At 72.3% G+C, this 22,068-nt stretch carries 21 protein-coding genes; 11 read left to right on the top strand and 10 right to left on the bottom strand.

Annotated features, from left to right (window positions below):
* Window positions 1-15: 15 nt before the first annotated feature.
* Genes ABD292_RS01060 through ABD292_RS01045 form a run of 4 tightly spaced genes read right to left on the bottom strand, consistent with a single transcriptional unit; the run spans window position 16 to window position 5,678 of the window.
* Window positions 16-2,664 carry a family 78 glycoside hydrolase catalytic domain gene (locus ABD292_RS01060; protein ID WP_344204501.1) on the bottom strand — a complete coding sequence of 883 codons (2,649 nt, stop codon included), beginning with the start codon at window positions 2,662-2,664 and terminating at the stop codon, window positions 16-18.
* A gap of 1 nt (window position 2,665) precedes the next feature.
* The gene (locus tag ABD292_RS01055; protein ID WP_344204499.1) at window positions 2,666-3,496 is read right to left on the bottom strand and encodes a carbohydrate ABC transporter permease; all 831 of its coding nucleotides are present in this window, start codon (window positions 3,494-3,496) and stop codon (window positions 2,666-2,668) included.
* The gene (locus tag ABD292_RS01050; protein ID WP_344204496.1) at window positions 3,493-4,371 is read right to left on the bottom strand and encodes a carbohydrate ABC transporter permease; all 879 of its coding nucleotides are present in this window, start codon (window positions 4,369-4,371) and stop codon (window positions 3,493-3,495) included. The genes ABD292_RS01055 and ABD292_RS01050 overlap by 4 nt, the downstream gene beginning before the upstream one ends.
* Window positions 4,365-5,678, bottom strand: coding sequence for an ABC transporter substrate-binding protein (locus tag ABD292_RS01045; protein ID WP_344204494.1), 1,314 nt, complete (start codon window positions 5,676-5,678; stop codon window positions 4,365-4,367). The genes ABD292_RS01050 and ABD292_RS01045 overlap by 7 nt, the downstream gene beginning before the upstream one ends.
* Before the next feature lie 192 nt (window positions 5,679-5,870).
* Between ABD292_RS01045 and ABD292_RS01040 the strand changes: the two genes are divergently transcribed.
* Genes ABD292_RS01040 through ABD292_RS01030 form a run of 3 tightly spaced genes read left to right on the top strand, consistent with a single transcriptional unit; the run spans window position 5,871 to window position 9,218 of the window.
* Entirely contained in the window at window positions 5,871-6,923 is a 1,053-nt protein-coding gene (locus ABD292_RS01040) for a LacI family DNA-binding transcriptional regulator (protein WP_344204491.1), read from the top strand.
* A 13-nt stretch (window positions 6,924-6,936) separates the two neighbouring features.
* Window positions 6,937-7,653 carry a response regulator transcription factor gene (locus ABD292_RS01035; protein WP_344204489.1) on the top strand — a complete coding sequence of 239 codons (717 nt, stop codon included), beginning with the start codon at window positions 6,937-6,939 and terminating at the stop codon, window positions 7,651-7,653.
* Entirely contained in the window at window positions 7,650-9,218 is a 1,569-nt protein-coding gene (locus ABD292_RS01030; protein WP_344204486.1) for a sensor histidine kinase, read from the top strand. The genes ABD292_RS01035 and ABD292_RS01030 overlap by 4 nt, the downstream gene beginning before the upstream one ends.
* Before the next feature lie 9 nt (window positions 9,219-9,227).
* Here ABD292_RS01030 and ABD292_RS01025 read toward each other — a convergent pair whose 3' ends face one another.
* Entirely contained in the window at window positions 9,228-10,673 is a 1,446-nt protein-coding gene (locus tag ABD292_RS01025) for an amidohydrolase family protein (RefSeq protein WP_344204483.1), read from the bottom strand.
* Window positions 10,674-10,833: 160 nt separating this feature from the next.
* Here ABD292_RS01025 and ABD292_RS01020 point away from each other — a divergent pair, with 160 nt between their 5' ends.
* The 8 genes from ABD292_RS01020 to ABD292_RS00985 all read left to right on the top strand — a co-directional run bounded on the left by ABD292_RS01020 (window position 10,834) and on the right by ABD292_RS00985 (window position 17,008).
* Window positions 10,834-12,012, top strand: coding sequence for a CaiB/BaiF CoA transferase family protein (locus ABD292_RS01020; protein WP_344204481.1), 1,179 nt, complete (start codon window positions 10,834-10,836; stop codon window positions 12,010-12,012).
* 38 nt (window positions 12,013-12,050) lie between these two features.
* Window positions 12,051-12,896: a citryl-CoA lyase gene (locus tag ABD292_RS01015; protein ID WP_344204479.1), complete on the top strand. Its 846-nt coding sequence runs from the start codon at window positions 12,051-12,053 to the stop codon at window positions 12,894-12,896.
* A complete protein-coding gene (locus ABD292_RS01010) occupies window positions 12,889-13,755 on the top strand; it encodes a DODA-type extradiol aromatic ring-opening family dioxygenase (protein ID WP_344204477.1) in 867 nt (288 codons plus the stop codon). The genes ABD292_RS01015 and ABD292_RS01010 overlap by 8 nt, the downstream gene beginning before the upstream one ends.
* Entirely contained in the window at window positions 13,752-14,114 is a 363-nt protein-coding gene (locus tag ABD292_RS01005; RefSeq protein WP_344204474.1) for a hypothetical protein, read from the top strand. Before ABD292_RS01010 ends, ABD292_RS01005 begins: the two co-directional genes overlap by 4 nt.
* 15 nt (window positions 14,115-14,129) lie before the next feature.
* Complete coding sequence (locus ABD292_RS01000; RefSeq protein WP_344204471.1) at window positions 14,130-15,092, top strand: quinone oxidoreductase family protein; 963 nt, start codon at window positions 14,130-14,132, stop codon at window positions 15,090-15,092.
* A 124-nt stretch (window positions 15,093-15,216) separates the two neighbouring features.
* Window positions 15,217-15,387, top strand: a complete 171-nt coding sequence (locus ABD292_RS00995) for a hypothetical protein (protein ID WP_344204469.1) — start codon at window positions 15,217-15,219, stop codon at window positions 15,385-15,387.
* A gap of 387 nt (window positions 15,388-15,774) precedes the next feature.
* A complete protein-coding gene (locus ABD292_RS00990) occupies window positions 15,775-16,530 on the top strand; it encodes an XRE family transcriptional regulator (RefSeq protein WP_344204467.1) in 756 nt (251 codons plus the stop codon).
* A 10-nt stretch (window positions 16,531-16,540) separates the two neighbouring features.
* On the top strand, window positions 16,541-17,008 hold the full coding sequence (locus ABD292_RS00985) for an NUDIX hydrolase (protein ID WP_344204465.1): 468 nt from the start codon (window positions 16,541-16,543) through the stop codon (window positions 17,006-17,008).
* Window positions 17,009-17,035: 27 nt separating this feature from the next.
* Here the strand turns inward: ABD292_RS00985 and ABD292_RS00980 are convergent, their stop codons facing one another.
* The 5 genes from ABD292_RS00980 to ABD292_RS00960 form a co-directional block, all read right to left on the bottom strand.
* Window positions 17,036-17,839, bottom strand: coding sequence for an IclR family transcriptional regulator domain-containing protein (locus tag ABD292_RS00980; protein ID WP_344204463.1), 804 nt, complete (start codon window positions 17,837-17,839; stop codon window positions 17,036-17,038).
* A gap of 171 nt (window positions 17,840-18,010) precedes the next feature.
* Entirely contained in the window at window positions 18,011-19,639 is a 1,629-nt protein-coding gene (locus tag ABD292_RS00975; RefSeq protein ID WP_344204461.1) for a GMC oxidoreductase, read from the bottom strand.
* A gap of 10 nt (window positions 19,640-19,649) precedes the next feature.
* On the bottom strand, window positions 19,650-20,165 hold the full coding sequence (locus tag ABD292_RS00970) for a carboxymuconolactone decarboxylase family protein (protein ID WP_344204458.1): 516 nt from the start codon (window positions 20,163-20,165) through the stop codon (window positions 19,650-19,652).
* Window positions 20,162-21,244, bottom strand: coding sequence for an NAD(P)H-dependent amine dehydrogenase family protein (locus ABD292_RS00965; protein WP_344204455.1), 1,083 nt, complete (start codon window positions 21,242-21,244; stop codon window positions 20,162-20,164). The genes ABD292_RS00970 and ABD292_RS00965 overlap by 4 nt, the downstream gene beginning before the upstream one ends.
* A gap of 306 nt (window positions 21,245-21,550) precedes the next feature.
* Window positions 21,551-22,048, bottom strand: a complete 498-nt coding sequence (locus ABD292_RS00960) for a hypothetical protein (RefSeq protein WP_344204454.1) — start codon at window positions 22,046-22,048, stop codon at window positions 21,551-21,553.
* Between the last annotated feature and the right edge of the window lie 20 nt (window positions 22,049-22,068).

Here is a 22,068-nt window from a genome sequence, read left to right as displayed (position 1 = left end):
AGAGTGACGGGGTTTTTACGGCAGGCGGGCGGGAGGCGCGGGCGGGGCCGGGTCGTCGGCGGGGTCGCGGAAGGCGCAGGAGAAGACGTGCTCGCCGGAGCCGACGACGATCGGCCCGCCCTCCCCGCCGCTCTCCCCGGCGTCCTCCGGGTCCTCCGGGAGGTGGACGGTGGCGGTCGTGTTCGGGGGGACGACCACGCGCAGTTCCAGGCGCCCGTCCGCGCGGGACCAGCCGGCCTCGGCCCGCCCGTACGGCGTGTCGAGCGTGGCCCGCGCCCGCGACAGCCCGCCGCCCGGCTGGGGCCGCACCAGCAGCTCCCGGTAACCGGGCGCGCCCGGGGCGAGACCGGCCACGGTGCGGTGCAGGAAGTCGGCGACCGCCCCCAGCGCGTAGTGGTTGAAGGAGGTCATCTCGCCCGGGTTGACCGAGCCGTCGGGCAGCAGGCTGTCCCACCGCTCCCAGATCGTGGTCGCCCCCATCGTCACCGGGTACAGCCACGACGGGCACTCGCGCTGGAGGAGCAGCCCGTACAGGCCGGCGTACGCGCCCGCCGAGGCCAGCGCGTCGCAGATCAGCGGCGTCCCGACGAACCCGGTGCCGATCCGGTGCCCGTCGGCGGCGACCAGCTCGGCCAGCCGCCGCCCGGCCCGCTCCCGCTGCCCGGCCCCGTCGAGCAGGTCCAGGTGAAGGGCGAGGGCGTAGGCGGTCTGGGTGTCGCAGGCGAGCCGGCCCGACGGGGTGACGAACTCGCGGCGGAAGGCCGCCCGCACCTCCTCGGCCAGCTTCCCGTAGCGGGCGGCGTCGCCGTCGTGGCCGAGCAGCGCGGCCGTGTCCGCGACCACCCGCGCCGACCAGGCGTGGTACGCCGTGGCCACCAGCGCGTGGTCCGTGCGCGCCCGTCCGGGGTCGTCCGGCGGCGCGGCCGGGTCGAGCCAGTCGCCGAACTGGAAGCCCTCGTCCCACAGGTGGTCCTCGCCGGCCAGCCCGGTCACCTGGTCCACCCAGGCCGTCATGCTCGCGTACTGGGTGCGCAGCACGCCGAGGTCGCCGGTGCGCTCGTACAGCGTCCACGGCACGAGCACGGCCGCGTCGCCCCAGGCGGCGGTGGGCTCGGGCGGGAACATCAGCGGCACCCACGGCACGTACGGCGGCACGGTGCCGTACTCGGCCTGCTCGGCGGCGAGGTCGGCGAGCCAGGAGGACAACGCCCCCGCGCAGTCGTAGAGGAAGGCGGCGGCCGGGGCGAAGACCTGGAGGTCACCGGTCCAGCCGAGCCGCTCGTCCCGCTGCGGGCAGTCGGTGGGCAGGTCGACGTAGTTGCCGCGCATGCTCCAGCGCACGTTGGCGTGCAGCCGGTCGAGCAGCGGGTCCGAGCTGTCGAAGTCGCCGATGGGCCGCAGGTCGGTGTGGCAGACGACGGCCACCACGTCACCCGGGTCCAGGTCGCCCGGCCACCCGTCGAGCTGCGCGTAGCGGAAGCCGTGGGTGGTGAAGCGCGGCTCCCACTCCTCGCCGTCCGCGTCGCCGCGCAGCGTGTAGCGGTCGAGGGCGGCGGCGTTGCGCAGCGGGCGCAGCGCGAGCGCGCCGTCCTCCAGCACCTCGGCGTGGCGCAGGGTCACGGTGTGCCCGGCCGGGCCCTGGACGCGGATGCGCAGCCGGCCGGCGATGTTCTGCCCGAAGTCGAGGATGGTCTCGCCGGACGGGCCGGTCAGGACCTCGGCCGGGGCCAGCGTCTCGGTGCGGCGCACGGGCGGGCCCGTGGGGGCCACCAGCAGCGCGGCGTCGTGGGGGAGCGCGTCGGCGGGCAGCCAGGCCGCGTCGTCGAAGCCGGGCCGCGACCAGCCGACCGGCTCCAGGCGGGCGTCGTGGTGCTCGCCGTCGTACAGGCTCGCGGCGGTGACCGGACCGGGCGCGCAGCGCCAGGAGCCGTCGGTGACCACGGTCTCGGTGCCGCCGTCCGCGTAGGTGATCTCCAGTTGGGCGATGAGGGCGGTGCGGTCGCCGTAGAGGCCGGTCCTGCCCTCGCGGAAGCCGACGCGGCCCCGGTACCAGCCGTCGGCGAGGGTGGCGCCGATGGCGTTGGGGCCCTCCTGGAGCAGGGCGGTGACGTCGTGGGTGCGGTAGCGCAGGCGGTGGCCGTAGCTGCTCCAGCCGGGGGCGAGCACGTCGTCGCCGATCACCTGGCCGTTCAGCTCGGCCTCGTACAGGCCGTGCGCGGTGACGTACAGACGGGCCCGCTCGACCGGGCCGCGCAGGGTGAACTCGCGGCGCAGCAGCAGCGCGGGGCCGTCGGGCGGGCCCAGGAGCTCCAGGGGCGGCGCGGCGGCCGAGGCCCGCCAGTCGGCCGGCTCCAGCAGCCCGGTCTCCACGTACGACCAGTCGCTCCACTCGCTGGCCGAGCCGTCCGCGCCGTGCACGCGCACCCGCGCGCCACGCCGCTCCCGCGAGCCGAGCGCCGGGCCCGGCCAGGGCACCAGCACCGACTCCGCGGACTCGACGCGGCCGGTGGTGAAGCCGTCGCCGAGCTCGATCTCGTACGCTCCCTGGACCCAGTCCCGGAGGTCCGTGGTGACGGTCCAGGACAGGCGGGGCTCGGGCTCGCCGACGCCGAGCGGGTCACGGTGGTGTTCGAAGGATGGTGCGGAAACGTGCAGAGAGGTCATGTCATCCCTTGATGGCGCCGGCCGTCATGCCGGCGACGATCTTGCGGTTGAAGAAGACGAACAGCAGCAGCGGCGGAATCGTGATCAGCACGATGTCCATGAACAGCAGGTTCCATTGCGTGTTGTACTGGCTCTGGAAGTTGTAGAGGGTGACCTGCACGGTGGCGTTGTCGTCGCCGGGCAGCAGGTAGAGCGGGTTGACGAAGTCGTTGAAGATGTTGACCGAGCTGACCAGGATCACGGTGATCGTCACCGGCCGCAGCAGCGGGAAGATCACCCGGAAGAACAGCCGGAAGCCGGTGCAGCCGTCGATCTGGGCGGCCTCGTCCAGCTCGCGCGGGATCGCCGCGACGAACGCCCGGAACAGCAGCATGGCGAACGACAGGTGGAAGGCCACCTCGGCCAGGATCATCCCGGGCAGCGTCTTGAACAGCCCGAGCGCCTGCAGCAGCCAGATGGTCGGCACCACCGCGGGCGGGATGATCAGCCCGGACAGCACCAGGAAGTCGGCCGCCTTCGCGACCTTGCCCGGCCGGCGTTGCAGCACGAACGCGGCCATCGCCGCGAAGATCACCAGCAGGGTGACCGAGGCGACGGTGATGATGGTGCTGTTGACGTAGGCGCGCAGCAGCACGTAGTCGCGGGCCTCGACGACCGCCATGAAATTCTCCACGACCGGCCAGCTCGTCGGCCAGGCGAAGTCGAGGTCGACGGCCTGCGTCTGGTCCTTGACCGCGGTCAGCAGCATGAGCGCGAAGGGGACCAGGAAGATCACGGTGGCCGCGACCAGCACGACCGCCTCCACGCCGAGCGAGCGGATGCCCTTTCTCACATCGCCACCTGCCTCTTGCCGAGGTAGTAGTTCAGCGGCACGGCGATGGCCGTGACGATGAGGAACAGCAGCACGTTCCCTGCCGTGGACAGGCCGAAGAAGCCGGCCTGGTACTGCTTGTAGATGATCGAGGCGATGGTGTCGCTGGTGAAGCCGGGCCCGCCGCGGGTCATCGTCCAGATCAGGTCGAACGAGCGCAGCCCCCCGATGAACGACAGGATGATCACCGAGTAGGTCGCCGGCCAACTCAGCGGCAGCGTGATGTGCCGGAAGCGGTGCCAGGCGCTGCCGCCGTCCACGGCGACGGCCTGGTAGAACTCGGTCGGGATCGACATGATGCCGGCGATGTAGATGACGGTCGCCAGGCCCACGCCCTTCCACACGTCCACCAGCGCCACCGACAGCAGCGCCGTGCCCGCGTCGCCGAGCCAGTCGCGGCCGTCGATCCCGACCAGCGCCAGCGCCTGGTTCACCAGGCCGGTCTGCGGCTTGAGCAGCATGCTGAAGGTGATGCCGACCGCGACCGTGGACACCAGCGTCGGGAAGAACACCACCGAGCGCAGGAAGCCGCGCAGCCGCAGCTTCGAGGTGAGCAGCACGCCGAGCAGCAGCCCGAGCACCACCTTCAGCCCGCTGGTGAGCACCGCGTAGACGAGGGTGTTCTGGAAGCCGACGCGCAGGTTCTGCTCGGCGAGGAAGTCGCGGAAGTTGTCCAGGCCGACGAACTCGCTGTCGAACAGGGTCCAGCGGGTCAGCGCGAAGTAGAACGCCATCACCGTCGGCACCAGGAAGATCACCAGGAACACGACGGCGGCCGGCAGGTACAGCGCGTACGGATACGCCGACCTGCGCCTGGCGGCCTGTCCCGTCACCACCCCGCGAGCCCCAACTGCTTGGCCTGCTTCTCGACGTCCTTGTCGTACTGGGCGGCGCCCTCCTCCGGCGGGGTCAGCCCGGAGCCGACGGCGACGGTGATCTGCTCCAGCGACGGGCCCTTCACCGGGGACACGAACTCCAGCGCGGGCGCGGTGCGGCCCTCGTCCACGTACGTCTGGAGGTCCTTGGCCACCTGGATGGCGTCGTCGGGCAGCTTGGCGCCCTCGACCCGGTACGGCCCGGCCGGCTGGACGGCCTTGTTCATGGCCTCGGCGGCGGCCGGCGAGGCCACGTAGGCCAGGAACTTCTTGGCCGCGTCCAGCTTCTCGGTGGTCTTCGGGATGTAGACGCCGGCCGGCTCCCAGAGCGTGGCGCCGTTCTTGGCGGCGTCGGCGCCGGGGATGCCGAAGAAGCCGATGTCGGTGGCGGCGGCCGGGGTCGTGGCCACCAGCGGCGGGACCTGCGCGCTCAGCATGGGGTAGTGCGCGCCCTTGCCCTCCACCAGCAGCTTCATGCCCTGGTCGGCGGTGGCCGAGCCGAAGCCCTCCTGGAGGAGGCCCTTGGCGTGCACCTCGGCCAGGTGGTCGAAGCCCGCTCGGGCGGCCGGCGTGGTGGCGAACTTGGCCTTGTTGGCCGTGTAGTCCTGCGCGAAGCCCGGCGCGGCGGCCTGCACGTTGTAGTAGTCGCCGAGCACGAAGAGCTGCGAGGTCCAGGTGTCCTTGAACGTGGAGATCACCGGCGCGATCCCGGCGGCCTTGATCTTGTCGTTGTTGGCCATGAAGTCGGCCCAGGTCTTGGGCACCTCCAGGCCGAGCTTCTCGTAGACCTTGCGGTTGTAGAGGATGCCGCCGCCCATGGCGGTGCCGGCGGGCACGCCGTACGCCTTGCCGTCCTGGCTCACGACGGGCAGGAAGTCCTTCTGCACGTTGGCGAGCGCCGGGTCGCCGGTCAGGTCGACCAGGGTCTGGCCGGGGTTGAGCGCCTGGAGGAGCGAACCGGAGTTGTACCAGAACACATCCGACATGTCGCCCGTGGAGAGCCGGGTCTTGACGATGTTGTCGCCCTCGCTGCCTCCGGGGCGGATCTCCGTCTCTATCTTGATCGTGGGGTTGGCCTGCATGAAGGCGTCCGTGAGCGCCTTGGCGGTGCTCACGGTGGCCTGGCTGTTGTCGACGAGGAACTTCAGTGTCACCGTGCCGCCGCCGGACGAGCCGGCGTCCGAGCCCGAGCCCGAGCCGCAGGAGGTCAGGGCCGCGATCGTGAGAACGGTCAGCGCCGCTCCCATGGTGCGGTGAGAGGTCTTCACAATGCCCCTCCGGGTCCGTTGAATCGTTTTAACAACCCCCGATGCGAGTTAACGTAGGCGTCATCCGCCGACACCGTCAAGGGCGAATTTGGGGAACGATCCCCAATCGTGATCCTGCGAGAAGCCGGTGGATCTGCACATCAGGACCAGGAAATGGGTAACGTTCCCCATGACCGGAGCGGAGGAGCTCGCATGGCAGAAACCGGTGGCCGCGGACGCCGGGTGACGATCGCCGACGTCGCCGACCACGCCCAGGTCTCCACCACCTCGGTGTCGAAGGTGCTGCGCAACGCCTACGGCGTCAGCCCCGCCACCCGCCTTCGCGTCCAGGCCGCCATCGACGAGCTCGGCTACCGGCCGCACAACGCGGCGCGGGCGATGCGCGGGCGCACGTTCACCATCGGCGTGCTGCTGCCGCACATCAGCAACCCGTTCTTCGCCGAGATCCTCGACGGGCTCACGGAGCAGCTCGGCGGCACCGACTACCAGGCGATCATCATCCAGGGCGGCCGGGACGACGCCTCCGAGCGCCGCGCCGTGGACGCCCTGGTCGACCGGCAGGTGGACGGCATGCTCATGGTCGCGCCGCTCAGCTCCAAGTCACGCCTGGAGGAGGTGGCCGCGGGCACGCCCACCGTCGTGCTCGGCCCGCACGAGCGCTCGACCGTCTACGACTCGGTGAACGACGACGACGAGGCGGGCACCGAGCTCGTCGTCGAGCACCTGATCAGGCTCGGCCACCGCCGGGTCGCGCACATCGCCCAGCAGGACGCCGGCCGCGGCCGGCCGGCCACGACGCTGCACGTCATCAGGGAGCGCACCTACCGGCGGGTCATGACCGAGCACGGCCTGGCCGCCGAGATCGCCGTCGCCACGACCTCCTACACCGAGGACGGCGGCTACCGGGGCATGCGGGAGCTGCTGGCCCGCGACCCGCGGCCCACCGCCGTCTTCGCCGGCGCCGACCTCGCGGCCTTCGGCGCGCTCGCCGCGCTGCACGAGGCGGGCCTGGCCGTCCCCGCCGACGTCTCGCTCGCCGGCTACGACAACACCCGCTCGTCCGGGCTCGCGCACATCGCGCTCACCACCGTCGACCAGGACGGCGTCGTGATGGGCCGCACCGCGGGGCGGCTGCTGCTCGAACGCATCGAGGGCCGTACGTCGTCGGTGCGCTTCTCCGTCACGCCGACCCTGATCGTCCGCCGTACGACGGCGCCGCCCTCAGAATCGTCTCAGGTGAGCTGAGTACAACTGGGGCATGAGCCGAGCCGCCCCCGCCGCGAAGGTGCTGGTCGTCGACGACGAGCCGAACATCCGTGACCTGCTGTCCGAGGCGCTGGAGCTGAACGGCTTCGCCGTCAGGACCGCCGCCTGCGGCCGGCAGGCGCTGGAGGCGGTGGCGCGCGAGCGGCCCGACCTGCTCGTGCTCGACGTGATGCTGCCCGACCTGGACGGTTTCGCCGTGGCCAGGCGGCTGCGCGCGGCGGCGGACGGGCCGCTCGTGCTGTTCCTGACCGCCAAGGACGCCGTGCCCGACCGCATCGCCGGGCTGACCGCAGGCGGCGACGACTACGTCACCAAGCCGTTCAGCCTGGAGGAGGTGGTGCTGCGCATCCGGGCCATCCTGCGCCGCGCCCGCCCGCCGGAGGAGCAGGCAGGCGACGGCGTGCTCCGCTACGCCGACCTGGAGCTCGACGAGGAGGCCCATCTCGTGCGGCGGGCCGGGCGGCAGATCCATCTCTCGCCCACCGAGTTCAGCCTGCTCCGCTACCTGATGATCAACGCCGAGCGGGTGGTGAGCAAGGCGCAGATCCTCGACCGGGTGTGGGAGTACTCCTTCGACGGCGACAGCCGCATCGTCGAGTCCTACATCAGCTACCTGCGCCGCAAGATCGACCGGGACGGCCCGCCGCTCATCCACACGCTGCGCGGCGTCGGCTACCGCCTCCAGGGGCCGAGGGAGGGGACCTCGTGAGAGCGGCGGACACGCGGGGCGCCTGGCCGCTGCGGCACCGGCTGCTGGCCGCGCTGCTGGGGTTGTGCGCGGCCGGACTGGCGGTGTTCGCGGCGGCCGGGGTGCTGCTGCTCGACCGGTCGCTGCTGTCGCGGGTGGACGCGCAGCTCGCCGAGACCGTACGGTCCTTCGCCTTCCGCCCGCCGCCGATGCCGCCGCCCGTGCCGCCGTCCGCCCGCCCCGGCGACGTGGAGCTGCCCACCCAGTTCAGGATCGCCTTCTACGCCCCCTCGGGGCTGCTGCTCCGCGAGCTGCCCGGCGGGGTCGCCGACCGGCCGGACGTTCCCGCCGGGCTGGTCGAACGGCCGCCGGCGGGCGCGGTCACCGTCGCGGGCCGGGACGGGACCGGCGACTGGCGGGTGCTGGTCAGGGCCCTGCCGGACGGCGGCCGGGTGACGGTGGCCATGTCGCTGGAGCCGAACCTGGCCACGGTGCGGCAGTTCCTCGTCATCGAGCTGGTCGCGGGCGTGCTGGTGCTGGCCCTGCTCGGCGCGGTCGCGCTGGCCGTCGTACGGCTCGGGCTGCGCCCGCTGACCAGGATGGAGCGGACCGCCGAGGCCATCGCCGCTGGGGAGATCGACCGCCGGGTCGGCGACACCGACCCGCGCACCGAGACCGGCCGGCTCGGCCGCGCGCTCAACACCATGCTCGAACGCCTGGCCAGCGCCCTGCGCGAGCGCGAGACTTCGGAAGGGCGGCTGCGCCGCTTCGTCGCCGACGCCTCCCACGAGCTGCGCACGCCGCTCACCTCGATCCGCGGCTTCGCCGAGCTCTACCAGCACGGCCAGGCCCCGCGCGACCCGGCCGTCGAGCGGCTGCTGCGCCGCATCGAGGGCGAGGCCGAGCGGATGGGCGTGCTGGTCGAGGACATGCTGCTGCTGGCCCGCCTGGACCGCGAGCCCGCGCTGGAGCCGGCCGCCGTGGACCTGCGCGTGCTGGCCGGTGACGTGGTGCACGCGGCGCAGGCGCGCGAGCGCGACCGGCCGATCCGGCTGGCCGTCTCCGACGAGCCGGTGTTCGTGCTCGGCGACGAGCACCGGCTGCACCAGGTCATCGCGAACCTCGTCGGCAACGCCATGACCCACACCGCCGCCGGCACGCCGGTCCTGGTGCGGGTCGAGCGCCGGGCCGCGACCGGGCCGCCGCCGGGGGTGGCGGGGGTCGAGAGGTGGAGCGCGGCCGGGCCGCCGCCGGGGGTGGCGGGGGTCGAGCAGTGGAGCGCGGCCGGGCCGCCGCCGCCGGGCGTGGCGCGCTCGGGCGACGGCCCCGCGCCGGACGTCGAGGCCGCGCTGGTGGAGGTGCGCGACGAGGGCCCGGGCATCGACCCCGAGCACCTGCCGTACGTCTTCGACCGGTTCTACCGCGCCGACCCCAGCCGCGCGCGGCACCACGGCGGCACCGGCCTCGGCCTCGCCATCGCCGCCGCGCTGGTGAGCGCCCACCACGGCCGGATCGAGGCCGGCGGCGCGCCGGGCGGGGGGACGACGTTCCGCGTGCTGCTGCCGCTGCACCACCCCGACGACTGAAGGCTCCGGTCAGAGGCGGTGGGTGGCGTCGCTGCGGTAGTCCGTGTACGTGTACGGGTTGTCGAGGATCTTCGTCTCCGGGATGTCCGGGTTCATGCCCTGCCGCCACGCCTCCTCGCCCATCTCGGCCCGCAGGTAGGCGACGGTGTCCTCGACCTGGCGGCGGGCGGCGGCGAGGTCCACGCCGACCAGCTCGTGCTCGTGCTTGACCACCCGCCCGTTCACCAGGACGGTGTGCACGTCGCCGCGCTGCGCCTGGAACGCCACGTGCCCGAACGGGTTGAGCACCGGGAACGACACCGGCGAGCGGTCGTTCTTGACGAGCACGAGGTCGGCCTTCTTGCCGGGGGCCACCACGCCGAGGTCGTCGCGGCCGAGCGCGCGGGCGCCGCCCCTGGTGGCCCACTCCACGACCTGGTCGGCGCGCAGGCCCGCGTGCGTGACCGTCTCGCCCTTGGCGTGCGCCTCCAGGTGCTCGCGCGAGCGGTCGGCGCCGAGCGTGGCGCGCATGGCGGAGAACAGGTCGCCGCTCCACCACACGCTGGTGTCCATGGACAGCGAGACCGGGATGCCGTGCGCGCGCAGCGCCCACGTGGGCGGGTAGCCCTGGCCCGCGCTCTGCTCGCTCTCCGTCGAGACCGACACCGAGCCGCCGGTGGCCGCGATCCGGTGGTAGGAGTCGGCCGACAGCGAGGCGGCGTGCACGTAGATCGTCTCGGGGGTCATGAAGCCGTGCTCGTGCATGAGCTTGATGCCGTCGTCGCTGGTCGCGCCCCACACGCCGGCGTGGGTGCTGACCGGGACGCCGAGCTCGCGGGCCACCTCGAAGGCGGCCTTTTCCGGGAAGGCCGGGTCGCCCAGCACGTCGAAGGCGAGCTGGAAGCCCAGCAGGTCGTCGCCGGTGATCCGGCGGCGGACGAAGTCGCGGAACTCGGGCGCGGCGGTCCACTCGGCGGGCGGCTGCTGGATGTTGCCGTAGGCGAGCACGTAACGGCCCGGCACCGACCGCAGCGCGTCCACGGCGGCGTCGGCGTGCTCCACCGTGCGCAGCCCGTGCGACCAGTCGACGACGGTGGTGACGCCGGCGTCCAGCGCCTCGATCGCGGCCAGCACGTTGCCCGCGTGCACGTCCTGCGGCCGGAACAGCTTGCCGTGCTCCAGGTAGAACCAGACGAAGTACTGGGTGAGCGTCCAGTCGGCGCCGTAGCCGCGCAGCGCGGTCTGCCACATGTGCCGGTGGGTGTCGATCATGCCGGGCAGCACGATGCCGCCGGTGGCGTCGATGACCAGGGCGTCGTCCGGCGCCCTCAGGCCGGGGCCGACCTCGGCGATCCGGTCGCCGGTCACCAGGACGTCGGTGTCCTCCAGCACCGTGCGGGCGCCCTCCATGGGCAGCACGGTGCCGCCGCGCAGCAGTACGGGCCGTCCGGCCCCGGCTTCGTTCCGCTCGCTCATCCTGGGCTCCTAGCTCTTCCGAACGGTTGTCCGCTACACGGTCATGCTGTTCGCCGTAACTCTACGAGCGGCCGTTCGGCTGTCAAGGCCTATGCCGCGTCGGCCCGCATGTGCCAGAATCCGGCTTACGGACAAGTGTCCGCACAACGGAGGGAGACTGATGGTGGACGACGGGGGCGGACCGCTCAAGGGCGTGCTGGTCGCCGACTTCTCCCGCGTCCTGGCCGGGCCCTACGCCACGATGCTGCTGGCCGACCTGGGCGCCGACGTCGTCAAGGTCGAGGGACCCCAGGGCGACGACACCCGGAGCTGGACGCCGCCGGTGCGGGGCGAGACCTCGACCTACTATCTGGGCGTCAACCGCGGCAAGCGCTCCATCGCGCTCGACCTGCGCGACCCGGACGACGCCGCGGCGGCCCGCGAGCTGGCCCGGCGTGCCGACGTCCTCATCGAGAACTTCCGGCCGGGCGGCCTGGCGAAGTACGGCCTCGACCACGCCGCCGTGAGCGCCGCCAACCCCCGCGTCGTCTACGCCTCCATCAGCGGCTTCGGCTCAGGCCCCGGCGCCCGGGTGCCCGGCTACGACCTCATGGTGCAGGCCATGTCCGGCCTGATGAGCCTGACCGGCGAGCCCGACGGGCCGCCCTACCGGGCCGGGATCTCCGTCTTCGACGTCATGGCGGGCAACCACGCGGTGATCGGCATCCTCGCCGCGCTCCGGCACCGCGAGGCCACGGGGGAGGGGCAGCACGTCGAGGTCAACCTGCTGTCCTCGGCGCTCACGGGGCTGGTCAACCACAGCTCCGCGTACGTGGCGGGCGGCGTCGTGCCGTACCGGATGGGCAACGCGCATCCGAGCGTGTTCCCGTACGAGCCGCTGCCGACCGCCGACGACGACCTCATCGTCGCCGCGGCGAACGACGGCCAGTTCAGGAGGCTGTGCGAGGTGCTCGGCATCCCGGAGACCGCCGACGACCCGCGCTTCGCCCGCAACGCCGACCGCACCGCCCGCCGCGAGGAGCTGCGGCCGATCCTGGTGGCGGCGCTGGCCGCCAAGGGCGCGGTCGAGTGGTTCGAGCTGCTGGTCGAGGCCGGGGTGCCGAGCGGGCCGATCCAGACCATCGACGGCGGCTTCGCCATGGCCGAGCGGTTCGGGCTGGACCCCGTCGTCGAGGTGGGCGAGGGCGAGCGGGCGGTGCCGACCACCCGCCACCCCATCCGCTTCTCCGCCACCCCGGCCCGCTACCCGCTGCCGCCGCCCGAGCTCGACGAGCACGGCGCGGAGCTGCGCGCCTGGCTGGCCGGCCCGGACCGGCCACTCGGAGGGGAGGGCGCGTGAGCGAGCGACCGTCCGACGACGCTCAGAGGGAAGGGCGCGTGAGCGAGCGACCATCCGTCAACCCTCAGAAGGGTGAGCGCGACTATCCGACGGCGCTCGGGGCGTCGTCACGGACGACGATCACCCTGCTCGGGCAGGACCTCGCCGAGGACGTCATGGGCCACGTGGGCTTCGGCGAGCTGGCGTTCTGGCTGGCCGCCCAGCGCCGGCCCACGGCGGGTGAGGCCCGCGTGTTCGAGGCGGTGCTCGCCGCGCTGGCCGACCACGGGTTCACGCCGACCGCGATCGTGACGCGGCTGACGTACCTGTCGGCGCCGGACTCCGTGCAGGGGGCGCTGGCGGCCGGGCTGCTCGGCGGCGGCTCGCGCTTCCTCGGCGTCACCGAGGACTGCGGCCGCTTCCTCGCCGAGGTGCTGCGCGCCTGCGAAGGGCCGCTGCCGACGGACGACGCCGGGTGGGACGCGCTCGCCCTGGAGACCGTACGCGCCCGCAGGGAACGCCGCGCGCTCATCCCCGGCCTCGGCCACCACGTGCACAAGGACGGCGACCCGCGCACGCCCCGGCTGTTCGCCATCGCCGCCGAGGAGGGCCTGGTGGGTCCGCACCTGTCGCTGTTCGCCGCCGTCGGCCGGGTCCACCCCCAGGTGCTCGGCCGGACGCTGCCGCTGAACGGCGCCGGGGTGTGCGGGGCCGCGCTCGCCGACCTCGGCCTGCCGCTGGAGCTGCTGCGCGCCTTCGCCCTGCTGGCGCGGACCGCCGGGCTCATCGGGCAGCTCGCCGAGGAGCTGCGCCACCCCGTGGCCAACGACATCTTCCTGTCCGTGGACCTCAACAACCGGTCCATCCCCCCCGAGCCGTACGCCGACGGAGGTCTGCATGGCTGAGCTCGTCGCGGTCATCGCGTCCACCCACCATCCCTTCTACTACCGGGCGTCCACGGCGACCGGCGCCGACCGGCCGCCGTTCGCCGACGAGTGGGTGCGCAAGGTCATGGCCTTCCGCGAGACCCTGACCAGGGCGAACCCGGACGTGCTCGTCATGGTGGGCTCCGACCACTTCCACCAGCTGTGGCTGGACAACATGCCGCAGTTCCTGGTCGGCAAGGCCCCCTTCTACGACGCCAACTGGTACAACGAGGAACGCGAGTTCGGCCTGCCCCGGATGACCTGCCAGGGCGAGGAGGATCTGTCGGCCCACCTCCTGCGCGGCGGCCTCGACCTCGGCTTCGACCTGGCCTTCTCCAACGAGCTGCGGATCGACCACTCGATCACGTGCCCGATCATCACCCTGCGCCCGCAGAACGACCTGCCGATCGTGCCCGTCTACACCAACATCTTCGCCCCGCCGCTGCCGCAGCCCAAGCGCTTCGTGCAGCTCGGGCAGGCCATCCGCGAGCTGATCGAGTCGTGGCCGGACGACCGCAGGGTCGCCGTCATCGGCACCGGCCACCTGTCGCTGGAGCTCGGCGGGCCGCGCCAGTTCGGGCCGCACGGCCCCGACCCCGAGTTCGACCGCAGGGCCGTCGAGTGGATCTCCACGGGCGACCTGGAGGGCTGCCTGTCGGAGGTCACCCTCGACAGTTTGTGGAGCCCCGGCAACGCCACCCACGGGTTCATGGACTTCATGCTGATGATGGGGGTCGCGGGTGAGGGCCGCAAGGCCGACTACACCGACACCTACGACCTGTTCCACACCATGGAGGCGTACTTCACCTGGTATCCGGACGGAGGCGGCCGCGCATGAGCAAGTATCTGCTCGACAAGTTCCTGTTCACCGTCGATCGCGATCCCGAGCTGGTCGAACGCTACCGCGAGCAGCCGCGGGCCACCGTCGAGTGGTGGGAGGCCGAGGAGGCGGGCCGCATCCTCGGCTCGCACCTCGACGAGCGCTCGACCTGGCTGAGCTTCGACGACGCCGAACGGGAGGCGCTGGCCACGCACGACTACCCGAAGCTGTTCGAGCTGGGGGCGCATCCGTTCCTGACGTTGACGCTGTTCATCGCGATGTTCGAGCGGGACTACGCGGAACCGCTGGGGTTCCAGCTGGAGTATGCGCAGCGGTTGTCCGGGTACAGCCTCCCGTACCCAGACATATCCACATAAAGGAAAGGATGCGCGATGCGAGCCGCGCGGATCGTGACGTGCGGCGAGCCGCCCGTCGTCGCCGAGTGCCCCGATCCCGAACCGGGTCCTGACGAGCCGCTGGTGCGGGTGCTCGCCGCGCCCATCACCCCGCTCGACCTGCTGTGCGCGAGCGGGACGTCGTACTTCGGGACGCCGGCGACGCCGTACGTGCCCGGCGTCCAGGGCGTCGGCACGCTCACCGATGACGGGCGGCTCGTGTGGTTCCCGACGCGGGCCGGGATGGCGCCGGGCGACGGCAGCATGGCCGAGCTGGCCCGGGTGCCGGCCGCGGACCTGGTCGAGCTGCCCGCCGGGGCCGACCCGGTCGCGGTGGCCGCGCTCGGGCTGTCGGCCGTGGCCGCGTACCAGGCGCTGACCTGGCGCGGTGAGCTGGCGGAGGGGGAGCAGGTGCTCGTCCTGGGGGCCGGGGGCACGGTCGGTCAGGCGGCCGTGCAACTGGCCCGCGTGCACGGCGCCCGCCGGGTCGTCGCCGCCGCCCGCTCGGCCGCCGCCCGCGAACGCGCCGCCAAGGCGGGCGCGGACGCCGTCGTCCCGCTGGAGCCAGGCGCCGACGTGGCCGCACTGGCCGCCCGCCTCGCCGCCGCCTGCGACGGCCCCGTGGACCTGGTCCTCGACCCGCTGTACGGCGTGCCGGCCGCGGCCGGCGCCCGCACGCTGCGGCCCGGCGGACGGCTGGTCAACCTGGGCGGCTCGGCGGGGGAGACGTCCCCGCTCGACTCCTCAACTCTGCGCGGCCGGTCCCTGCGAATCCTCGGCTACACCAACAACGAGCTGACGGGCGAGCAGCGGGCGGCGGCGATGGGCCACGTGGCGTCACTGGCACTGGAGGGCCGCCTCCACGTCGCCCACGAACGCATCCCCCTGACCGACGCCCCCGCCGCCTGGCACCGCCAGTCCACCGGCACCACCTCCGGCCGCCTGGTCCTCACCCCCTGACGGGTTCCCCTGCCGCGGTTGAACGCGGCTCTGAAGCCTGCTCTCGGCTTGAAGGTTCCTGGCGAGTTCATGCAGGGTGGCCCCGCAGCGGACATTGGAGAGGCCGCTGTCACCGCGCACGCGGATGGAGCGGAACGCGATCCAGCCGCCGGCCATGTCGGTGATCTGCCACCCGGGAAACCTGGTGAGCAGCTGCTGCAAGGCCCGGTTCATGGTCGTACTCCTGCTGGAGGCCATCTGCGCAGTTCTGCGTACCGCAGGGCGACACGTCGTGCTGCTCGTCCTGGCTCTGTGAGCGGGTGCCAGGCATAGACGGCGCGCTTGCGGCCCGGTTCCCAGCCCGTACGCCACCAGAAGCCATCATGGTGACACCAGACGACGAGCCCGACCCGGACGGAGACGAGCGCGATGCCGTAGCCGTCGTGGGCGTCGCTGGAGATGTCCTGGTGGGCTAACTCCCGCTGCAACTGCTGAGCCGCGTTAAGCGACGTCAGGATCTCAGGGGCGTGTTGTGTGTTCATCCACCCACCTCCAGTGGCTTCGGTGCTGGTAGGCCCAAGTGAAGCCAGGTGGACGGGACCTTTGAACTTCGCCGCATCCCGTTGTCGGGACGTGTTGTGCTACTCAGAAACGTCCCAAGTCGGTCTTGAAACGTCCCGGACGTTCGCGTCCACTGGAATGCGTGAACGAGCGCCTACGCACAGCGATGCTCCGTCATGGTGTGGCACTGGAAGACCTCGCCGAGAGGTGTGGTGTCGAGCCCAAGACGGTCGAACGTTGGATCAATACCGGCCGGCTTCCGCATCGGCGACACCGGTGGGCGGCGGCGAAGCTGCTGAGCGCTGACGAGACGTACCTGTGGCCTGACGTGCTGGAGAGCAGCCAGGCGCGGCGAGGCCGGGCGAGCAGGTCGGAACTCGTGGAGGTCTTTCCCGACCGCGCCAGCGTGCCCCGCGAGCTGTGGCTACGGCTCCTGACCGATGCCCAGGAGCGGGTGGACGTCCTGGTCTTCTCGGGGACGTTCTACGCCCAGACGCAGCCGAAGATCGCTCGATCGCTGGCCGAGGCCGCACGCCGAGGTGTGGCGATCAGGCTGTGCTTCGGAGATTCCAGCGCCCGGTCCGTCGAGACCCGCGACCGCGAAGAGGGGCTGGGCGGCACCCTGGCCGCGAAGATCCGCTCTTCCCTGACCTACTACCGGACGCTGCCCGAGCTGGACGGCTGTGAGATCCGGTTGCACTCCACCACGCTGTACGCCTCGCTGTTCCGCTACGACGATGACCTTCTGGTCAATCCGCATGCGTACGGGGAGCCGGCCTCGGCCAACCCGACCTTCCACTTCCGCCGTCTCGACGGAGGGACGATCGCCGAGCATTACATGTCGTCTTTCGAGCGCGTCTGGGCCGAGGCGGTTCCATGGTCCGGCGCCGAAATTTGAGAGGGACCACATGGGACGAGTCGAGTACTGGAACGACCCCGGCGCCCCGAAGGCGAACAGCCTGGTGCCGGCCTGCGGGACGGTCACCGTGGACGACGCGGGCCGCATTCTCATGCAGCGCCGGCGCGACACCGGCCAGTGGGCGCTGCCCATGGGGAAGATGGAGATCGGTGAGACGCCGTCCCAGTGTGCCGTGCGCGAGACCGAGGAGGAGACCGGTGTGCGGGTCGAGCCGGTGGGCATTCTCGGGATCTACTCGGACCCCGGTCATGTCGTCGCCTACTCCGACGGGGAGATCCGCCAGGAGTACGAGGTCATGCTGATCGCCCGTCCGGTCGGCGGGCGGCCGGAGGCGAACGACGAGGCGAGCGACGTGCGGTGGGTCGAGCCGGGCGAACTACGCACGCTGGACATCCACCCCACGCAATGGCGGCAGCTCAACGACTATCTGGCGCGGCGGCATCCTCACGTCGACTGACCGCCCGCGACAGCTGCGCGGGCGGCGTCACGAGGTGACCGTGACGTGCGGGACCGTCTCGTACGTCGCCCAGTCGGCGCTGATCGCGCTCGCCGTCCGCAGCAGCAGCGGCAGGTGCTCGTCGGACAGGCGCTCCACCGAGGTCTCGGCGGCGTGGGCGTTGACGTTGAGCGCCGCGATGACGTTGCCGAGCCCGTCGCGCAGCGGCGCGGCCACGCTGCGGATGCCGAGCGCCAACTCCTCGTCCGTGATCGCCCAGCCCTTGGCGCGGACCTCGCGCAGCGCGGCGTCCCGCTCGGCCGCGTCGGGCCGCCAGCGCGGCTCGACGCCGGACCGGCTCGGCTCGGCCAGCACCCGGTCCACCTGGTCGGGCGGCAGCGCGGCCAGCAGGACCTTGCCCAGGGACGTCTGCAGGGCCGGGAAGCGGGTGCCGATCTGCACGGACAGGGTGACGATCTTGGGGACGGCGACGCGGGCGACGTACACGATGTCGGAGCCGTCGAGCTGGGCGATCGAGCAGGACTCGCGGGTCTGCGCCACCAGCCGCTCCATGTGCGGCCTGGCCACCTCCCACAGGCCCATCGAGCGCACGTAGGAGACGCCGAGCTCCAGCACGCGCGGCGTGAGCGCGTAGCCGCCCGCCTCGCTGCGCGCGTAGCCGAGCTCCTGGAGGGTGAGCAGGATGCGGCGGGCGGTGGGCCGGGCGAGGCCGGTCGCGGTGGCCACCTCGGTCAGGGACATGACCGGCCGGCCCGGCTGGAACGCCCTGATCACGTCGAGGCCGCGGGCCAGCGCCTCGATGAAGTCGGGGCCGGTGTCGGCACGTGCCATGTGAACGCCTCCCTGCTCGGATCCCGCCGCTCCGACTCTAGACCGTCGGGGCGGGTTGTCCGCACAGCGGCTGCCGAGACGGGCGGGAAACCGCCCGTCCCAGCCGCGGTCACCGGGTAAGGCGAGCAGGGGGCGTGCCTGGACGGTCGGCCTACGGACGCCTGTCCGTGGTCAGAGATCCGTGGCGATGACGCGTTCGATGTTGCGCTCGGCCAGCGCCGTGATGGTGACGAACGGGTTGACGGTCGTGTTGCCGGGGATCAGCGCCCCGTCGATGACGTAGAGGCCGGGATGGCCGGACAGGCGGCCGTAGTTGTCGGTGGCCCGGCCGAGCACCGCTCCGCCCAGCGGGTGGTACGTCAGGTGATCCCCCCAGATCTTGTAGACGCCGAACAGGTCGGTCCGGTAGATCGTTCCCTCCTTGGAGTTGATCTTGTCGAAGATCGTCTTGGCCATGTCGATGGACGGCTGCTTCCACGCCGTCTGCCAGCTCAGGTCCACCCGGCCGGCCGCGGCGTTCCAGGTGAACTCGGCGCGGTTCGGGTTGCGGGTGATCGACAGGTAGAAGGAGGCGAACGTCTCGATCCCCGTCGGCAGCGGCGCGACCTCGGCGAACGCGCCCCCGGCCGTCCAGTTGTCGATGCCGGCGCACGGGATCGCCGACTGCCGGTCGCCGGTCGGGTCCCACAGGTGGTTCGCCCGGCCGCACATGACGTTGCCGTTGTCGCCCCAGCCCTTGCCGACCTCGCCGTTCAGGTTCGGCAGCACGCCGGTGGCCTTCAGCTTGACCAGCAGCTTGCTGGTGCCGACGCTGCCCGCGGCGAAGAAGACCCGGTCGGCGGTGACCGTCTTGGTGGCGGTGACCGCGCCGGAGGTGCCGAGCTGCTCGATCGTGACCGCGTACCGGCCGGAGCCGGCGGGGGCGACCGACGTGACGCGGTGCAGCGGCGAGATCGCCACCCGGCCGGTCGCCTTCGCCTGCGCCAGGTACGTCTTCTGCAGCGACTTCTTGCCCGCGTTGTTGCCGTACAGGATCTCGGCGGCCAGCGCCGACTTGGGCACGGTGCCTGCCTCCTCCTGCTTCATGTAGTTCCAGTCGTAGACGTCCGGGACGAAGACGAACGGGAACCCCGACCGCTGGGCGTGCTTCCTGCCGACCCTGGCGTACTGGTAGTAGGCGGTCGACTCGAACCAGGCCGGGTCGATGGTGCCGACGCCGAGCCCGGCGTTGGCGCGCGGGTAGTAGACGTCGTACATCTCGGCCGCGTTCACCGTGGGGAGCACGGAGGCGAAGTTCTCCCGCTTGGGGGTGACCGCCATGCCGCCGTTCACCAGCGAGCCTCCGCCGACGCCGCGGCCCTGGTAGACGGTGATCCCGGCGAACTCCTCGGCGTCGAGGACGCCGGTGTAGCGGGGGATGTCGCGGTCGATGGGGAAGCCGAGGAAGTAGTTGAGCGGCGCCTTCGTACGGGTGCGCAGCCAGAACGACCGGTAGTCGGGCTCGCGCGTGTTGCAGAAGATCTTGCCGTCGGTGCCCGGCGTGTCCCAGGCCATGCCCATCTCCACCATGTGGACGTCCACGCCGGCCTGGGCCAGCCGGAGCGCGGCGACCGCGCCGCCGTAGCCGGTGCCGATGACCAGGACCGGGACGTGCGCCCCGTCCGCGATGGGTGCGGCGGGGGCGGCCGCCCGCGCGGGGGCGGCCCCGCCCAGGACGACCGCGGCGCCGGTGCCGGCGATGAACCCGCGTCGGGTCAGCCGAAGGTCGGAGGAGGGGCGTAAGGAGGAGGCGTCGTTCATGGGGGGTTCCTCACTTCTCTCGACGACGCTCGCCGGCGGGGGACCGTCCGGCGCCGGGAAGCACGCACGCGGTGTCCAGGCCGAGCACCCGGTTGAGCCGGCCGAAGGCCCACCAGGAGCCGATGCACATGCTCAGCTCGACGATCTCGGCCTGGCTGTAACGGGTCGTCATCCGGGCCCAGAACTCCTCGTCCAGGCCGTGGTGGTCGAGGGCGTAGCGCTCGGCGTACTCGGCGGCCAGGCGGGTGCGCTCGTCGAAGGCGTCCGTGGTGCGCCACTCGGCCAGCGCGTCGAGGAAGCCGTCCTCGACCTTCTCGCCGTCCCGCTCGGTCCGCCAGTCCAGGCAGAACATGCACCCGTTGAGCTGGGCGATCCGCAGCCTGGCCGCCTCGAACTCGCGCAGGCCCAGCGTGGTGTGCGCGTACACGGCCAGGGAGAAGCCCGCGGCGGCGGGGCCGATGCCGGGGACCATCTCGCCCCACACGTACGCGATCGGGTCCTTGTCCTCGGGAATGTCGACGATCACGGGTGTTTCCTTCCGAGTCGGCCCGTCGCGGGGCGGAGCGGCACGTCGAGCGCGTCGTACAGGCCGGGCTCGGCCGCCGCCAGCCAGTCGATGGCGTTCACCAGGCGGCCGGCGGCGGTCGCGTTGCCGCCCGCGGCGCGGTTGCCGCCCTCGTCGGTGGCCTCCACCGTCACCTCGATGCGCGGGCTGCCCTCGATGATCACCCGGTGCGCGCCGTCGCCGCCCGCCGGGGGAGCGGGCCAGTCGGGGGCGCAGGAGGGATGGATGCGGGTGACGTGCTCGACGACGATGCGCGCCTCGCCCTCCGCCACGCCCTGCACCTCGAAGCGGAGCGCGCCCTGCGTGCCCGCCTCGAACACGCCCATGGCCGGCGTGGTGACGCTCGCGTCGAGGGGGCGGCGCTCGACGCGCTCGCGGATCTCGTCCAGCTCGACGCCGAGGGCGCGGGCCATCAGGCGTACCTGGCCGCCCCACACCATGGTCGGCACGGTGGGGGCGATCATCGGCGGCTCGTAGTCCATCGGCTGGCCCATGCCGACCAGGTAGCGGACGGAGTCGGGCTGGTCGTAGGCGGTGTAGTCGAAGATCTCCTGGCAGCGTACGGCGTCCACGGTGGCGCCGAGGCCGCTGATCAGCAGCGGCAGGACGTCGTTGCCCCAGCCGGGGTCCACCCCCGACACGAACAGCGAGCCGCCGCCCTCCTCGATCGCGGCCAGCACCCGGGCGCGCAGCTCGGGCGGGGCGTTGCGCTGGTCGTACAGGGCGTAGAGGGAGGGGGTGACGACGACGGCGCCGGCGCGGACCGCGCGCAGGACGTCGGCGAGCGCGTCGTCGGGGCGGATGTCGCCGGAGGCGGCGTAGACGACCGCGCGGGGTGCGGCGGCGAGGACGGCGTCCACGTCGGTGGTCGCCGCCACGCCGAGGTCGTGGCCGAGGCCGCTCAGGGGGCCGGCGTCGCGGCCGGCCTTGTCGGGGTCGTGGACGAGGACGGCGGCCAGCTCAAGGCCGGGATGCGCCTCGACGGCGCGGATGGCGGCGCGGCCGATGTTGCCGGTCCCCCAGATGACGGTGGGCACCATGGGCGGAGCGTAGCAAGCGCTTGGTTAACTGTATAGATGCGTGCACACCAGGACATGGGCGATGGTGAGAAGGGGGCGGTCCCGTGAGCGATGGCGCAGGGGCAGGGTGTGGCGGGGCGGGTGTGCGCGCCCCGCAGCCGGCGCGGACCTCGCCCCGCGTGACCTGCCCCTGCGACCGGCCGCCGTCTCCCCGATGACGTTCGTGCCCGCCGTCCCGATCTCTGTGGTGCTGATCGGGCCGTGGCTGGTTGCCCGAGTCTGCGACCTTCCGTCCGGGAAGTCAATGGACGGGCGGTCCGATGGGAGTCAGGAGGTGGGTGAGGCCGCCGGAGCGGTGGGGCCGCCGGGCGGCGGCGTCAGGTGGGTGTACGACCCGGCCCGCTCCATGACCGGCACCTGAAGCCGCAAGGGCGAGGCCCCGGTGAAGGTGAACGTCATCGCCACTGTGCCGCCGCTCACCCCGGTCACCGTGGCGATGGGCCGCTCGCCGGTGCCGACGGGCTCGAGCGGCCGCACCGTGAGTGGCCCGGGCAACTGCACCGAGCCGCCCCCTTCCGGGGTGATCCGTTCGAGCTGAGCCGGTTGGTGCCCGTTGTTGATGACGACCCCGTACAGGTAGTTCTGCTGGAAGGGCATGGCCGGGTCGGTGGCGCTGAGCACGAACACGTTGCGCAGGTGGAGGGTCTGGCTCGCGTCGCCGTTGGCACCGTCGTTCTGCGGCGCGTGCTGCGCGGTGTCGATGGTCGTCTTCGTGCATCCGGCGGTCAGGGCCGCCAGGGCCACGGCAACGGCGATGGTTCGCATGTTCACTTTCCGCAACTACC

The sequence above is a fragment of the Nonomuraea bangladeshensis genome (assembly GCF_039529455.1).
GTDB classification, from domain to species: domain Bacteria; phylum Actinomycetota; class Actinomycetes; order Streptosporangiales; family Streptosporangiaceae; genus Nonomuraea; species Nonomuraea bangladeshensis.
Note: the sequence above shows the minus strand (reverse complement) of the source record. Positions and strands in the feature narration are given on the sequence as shown.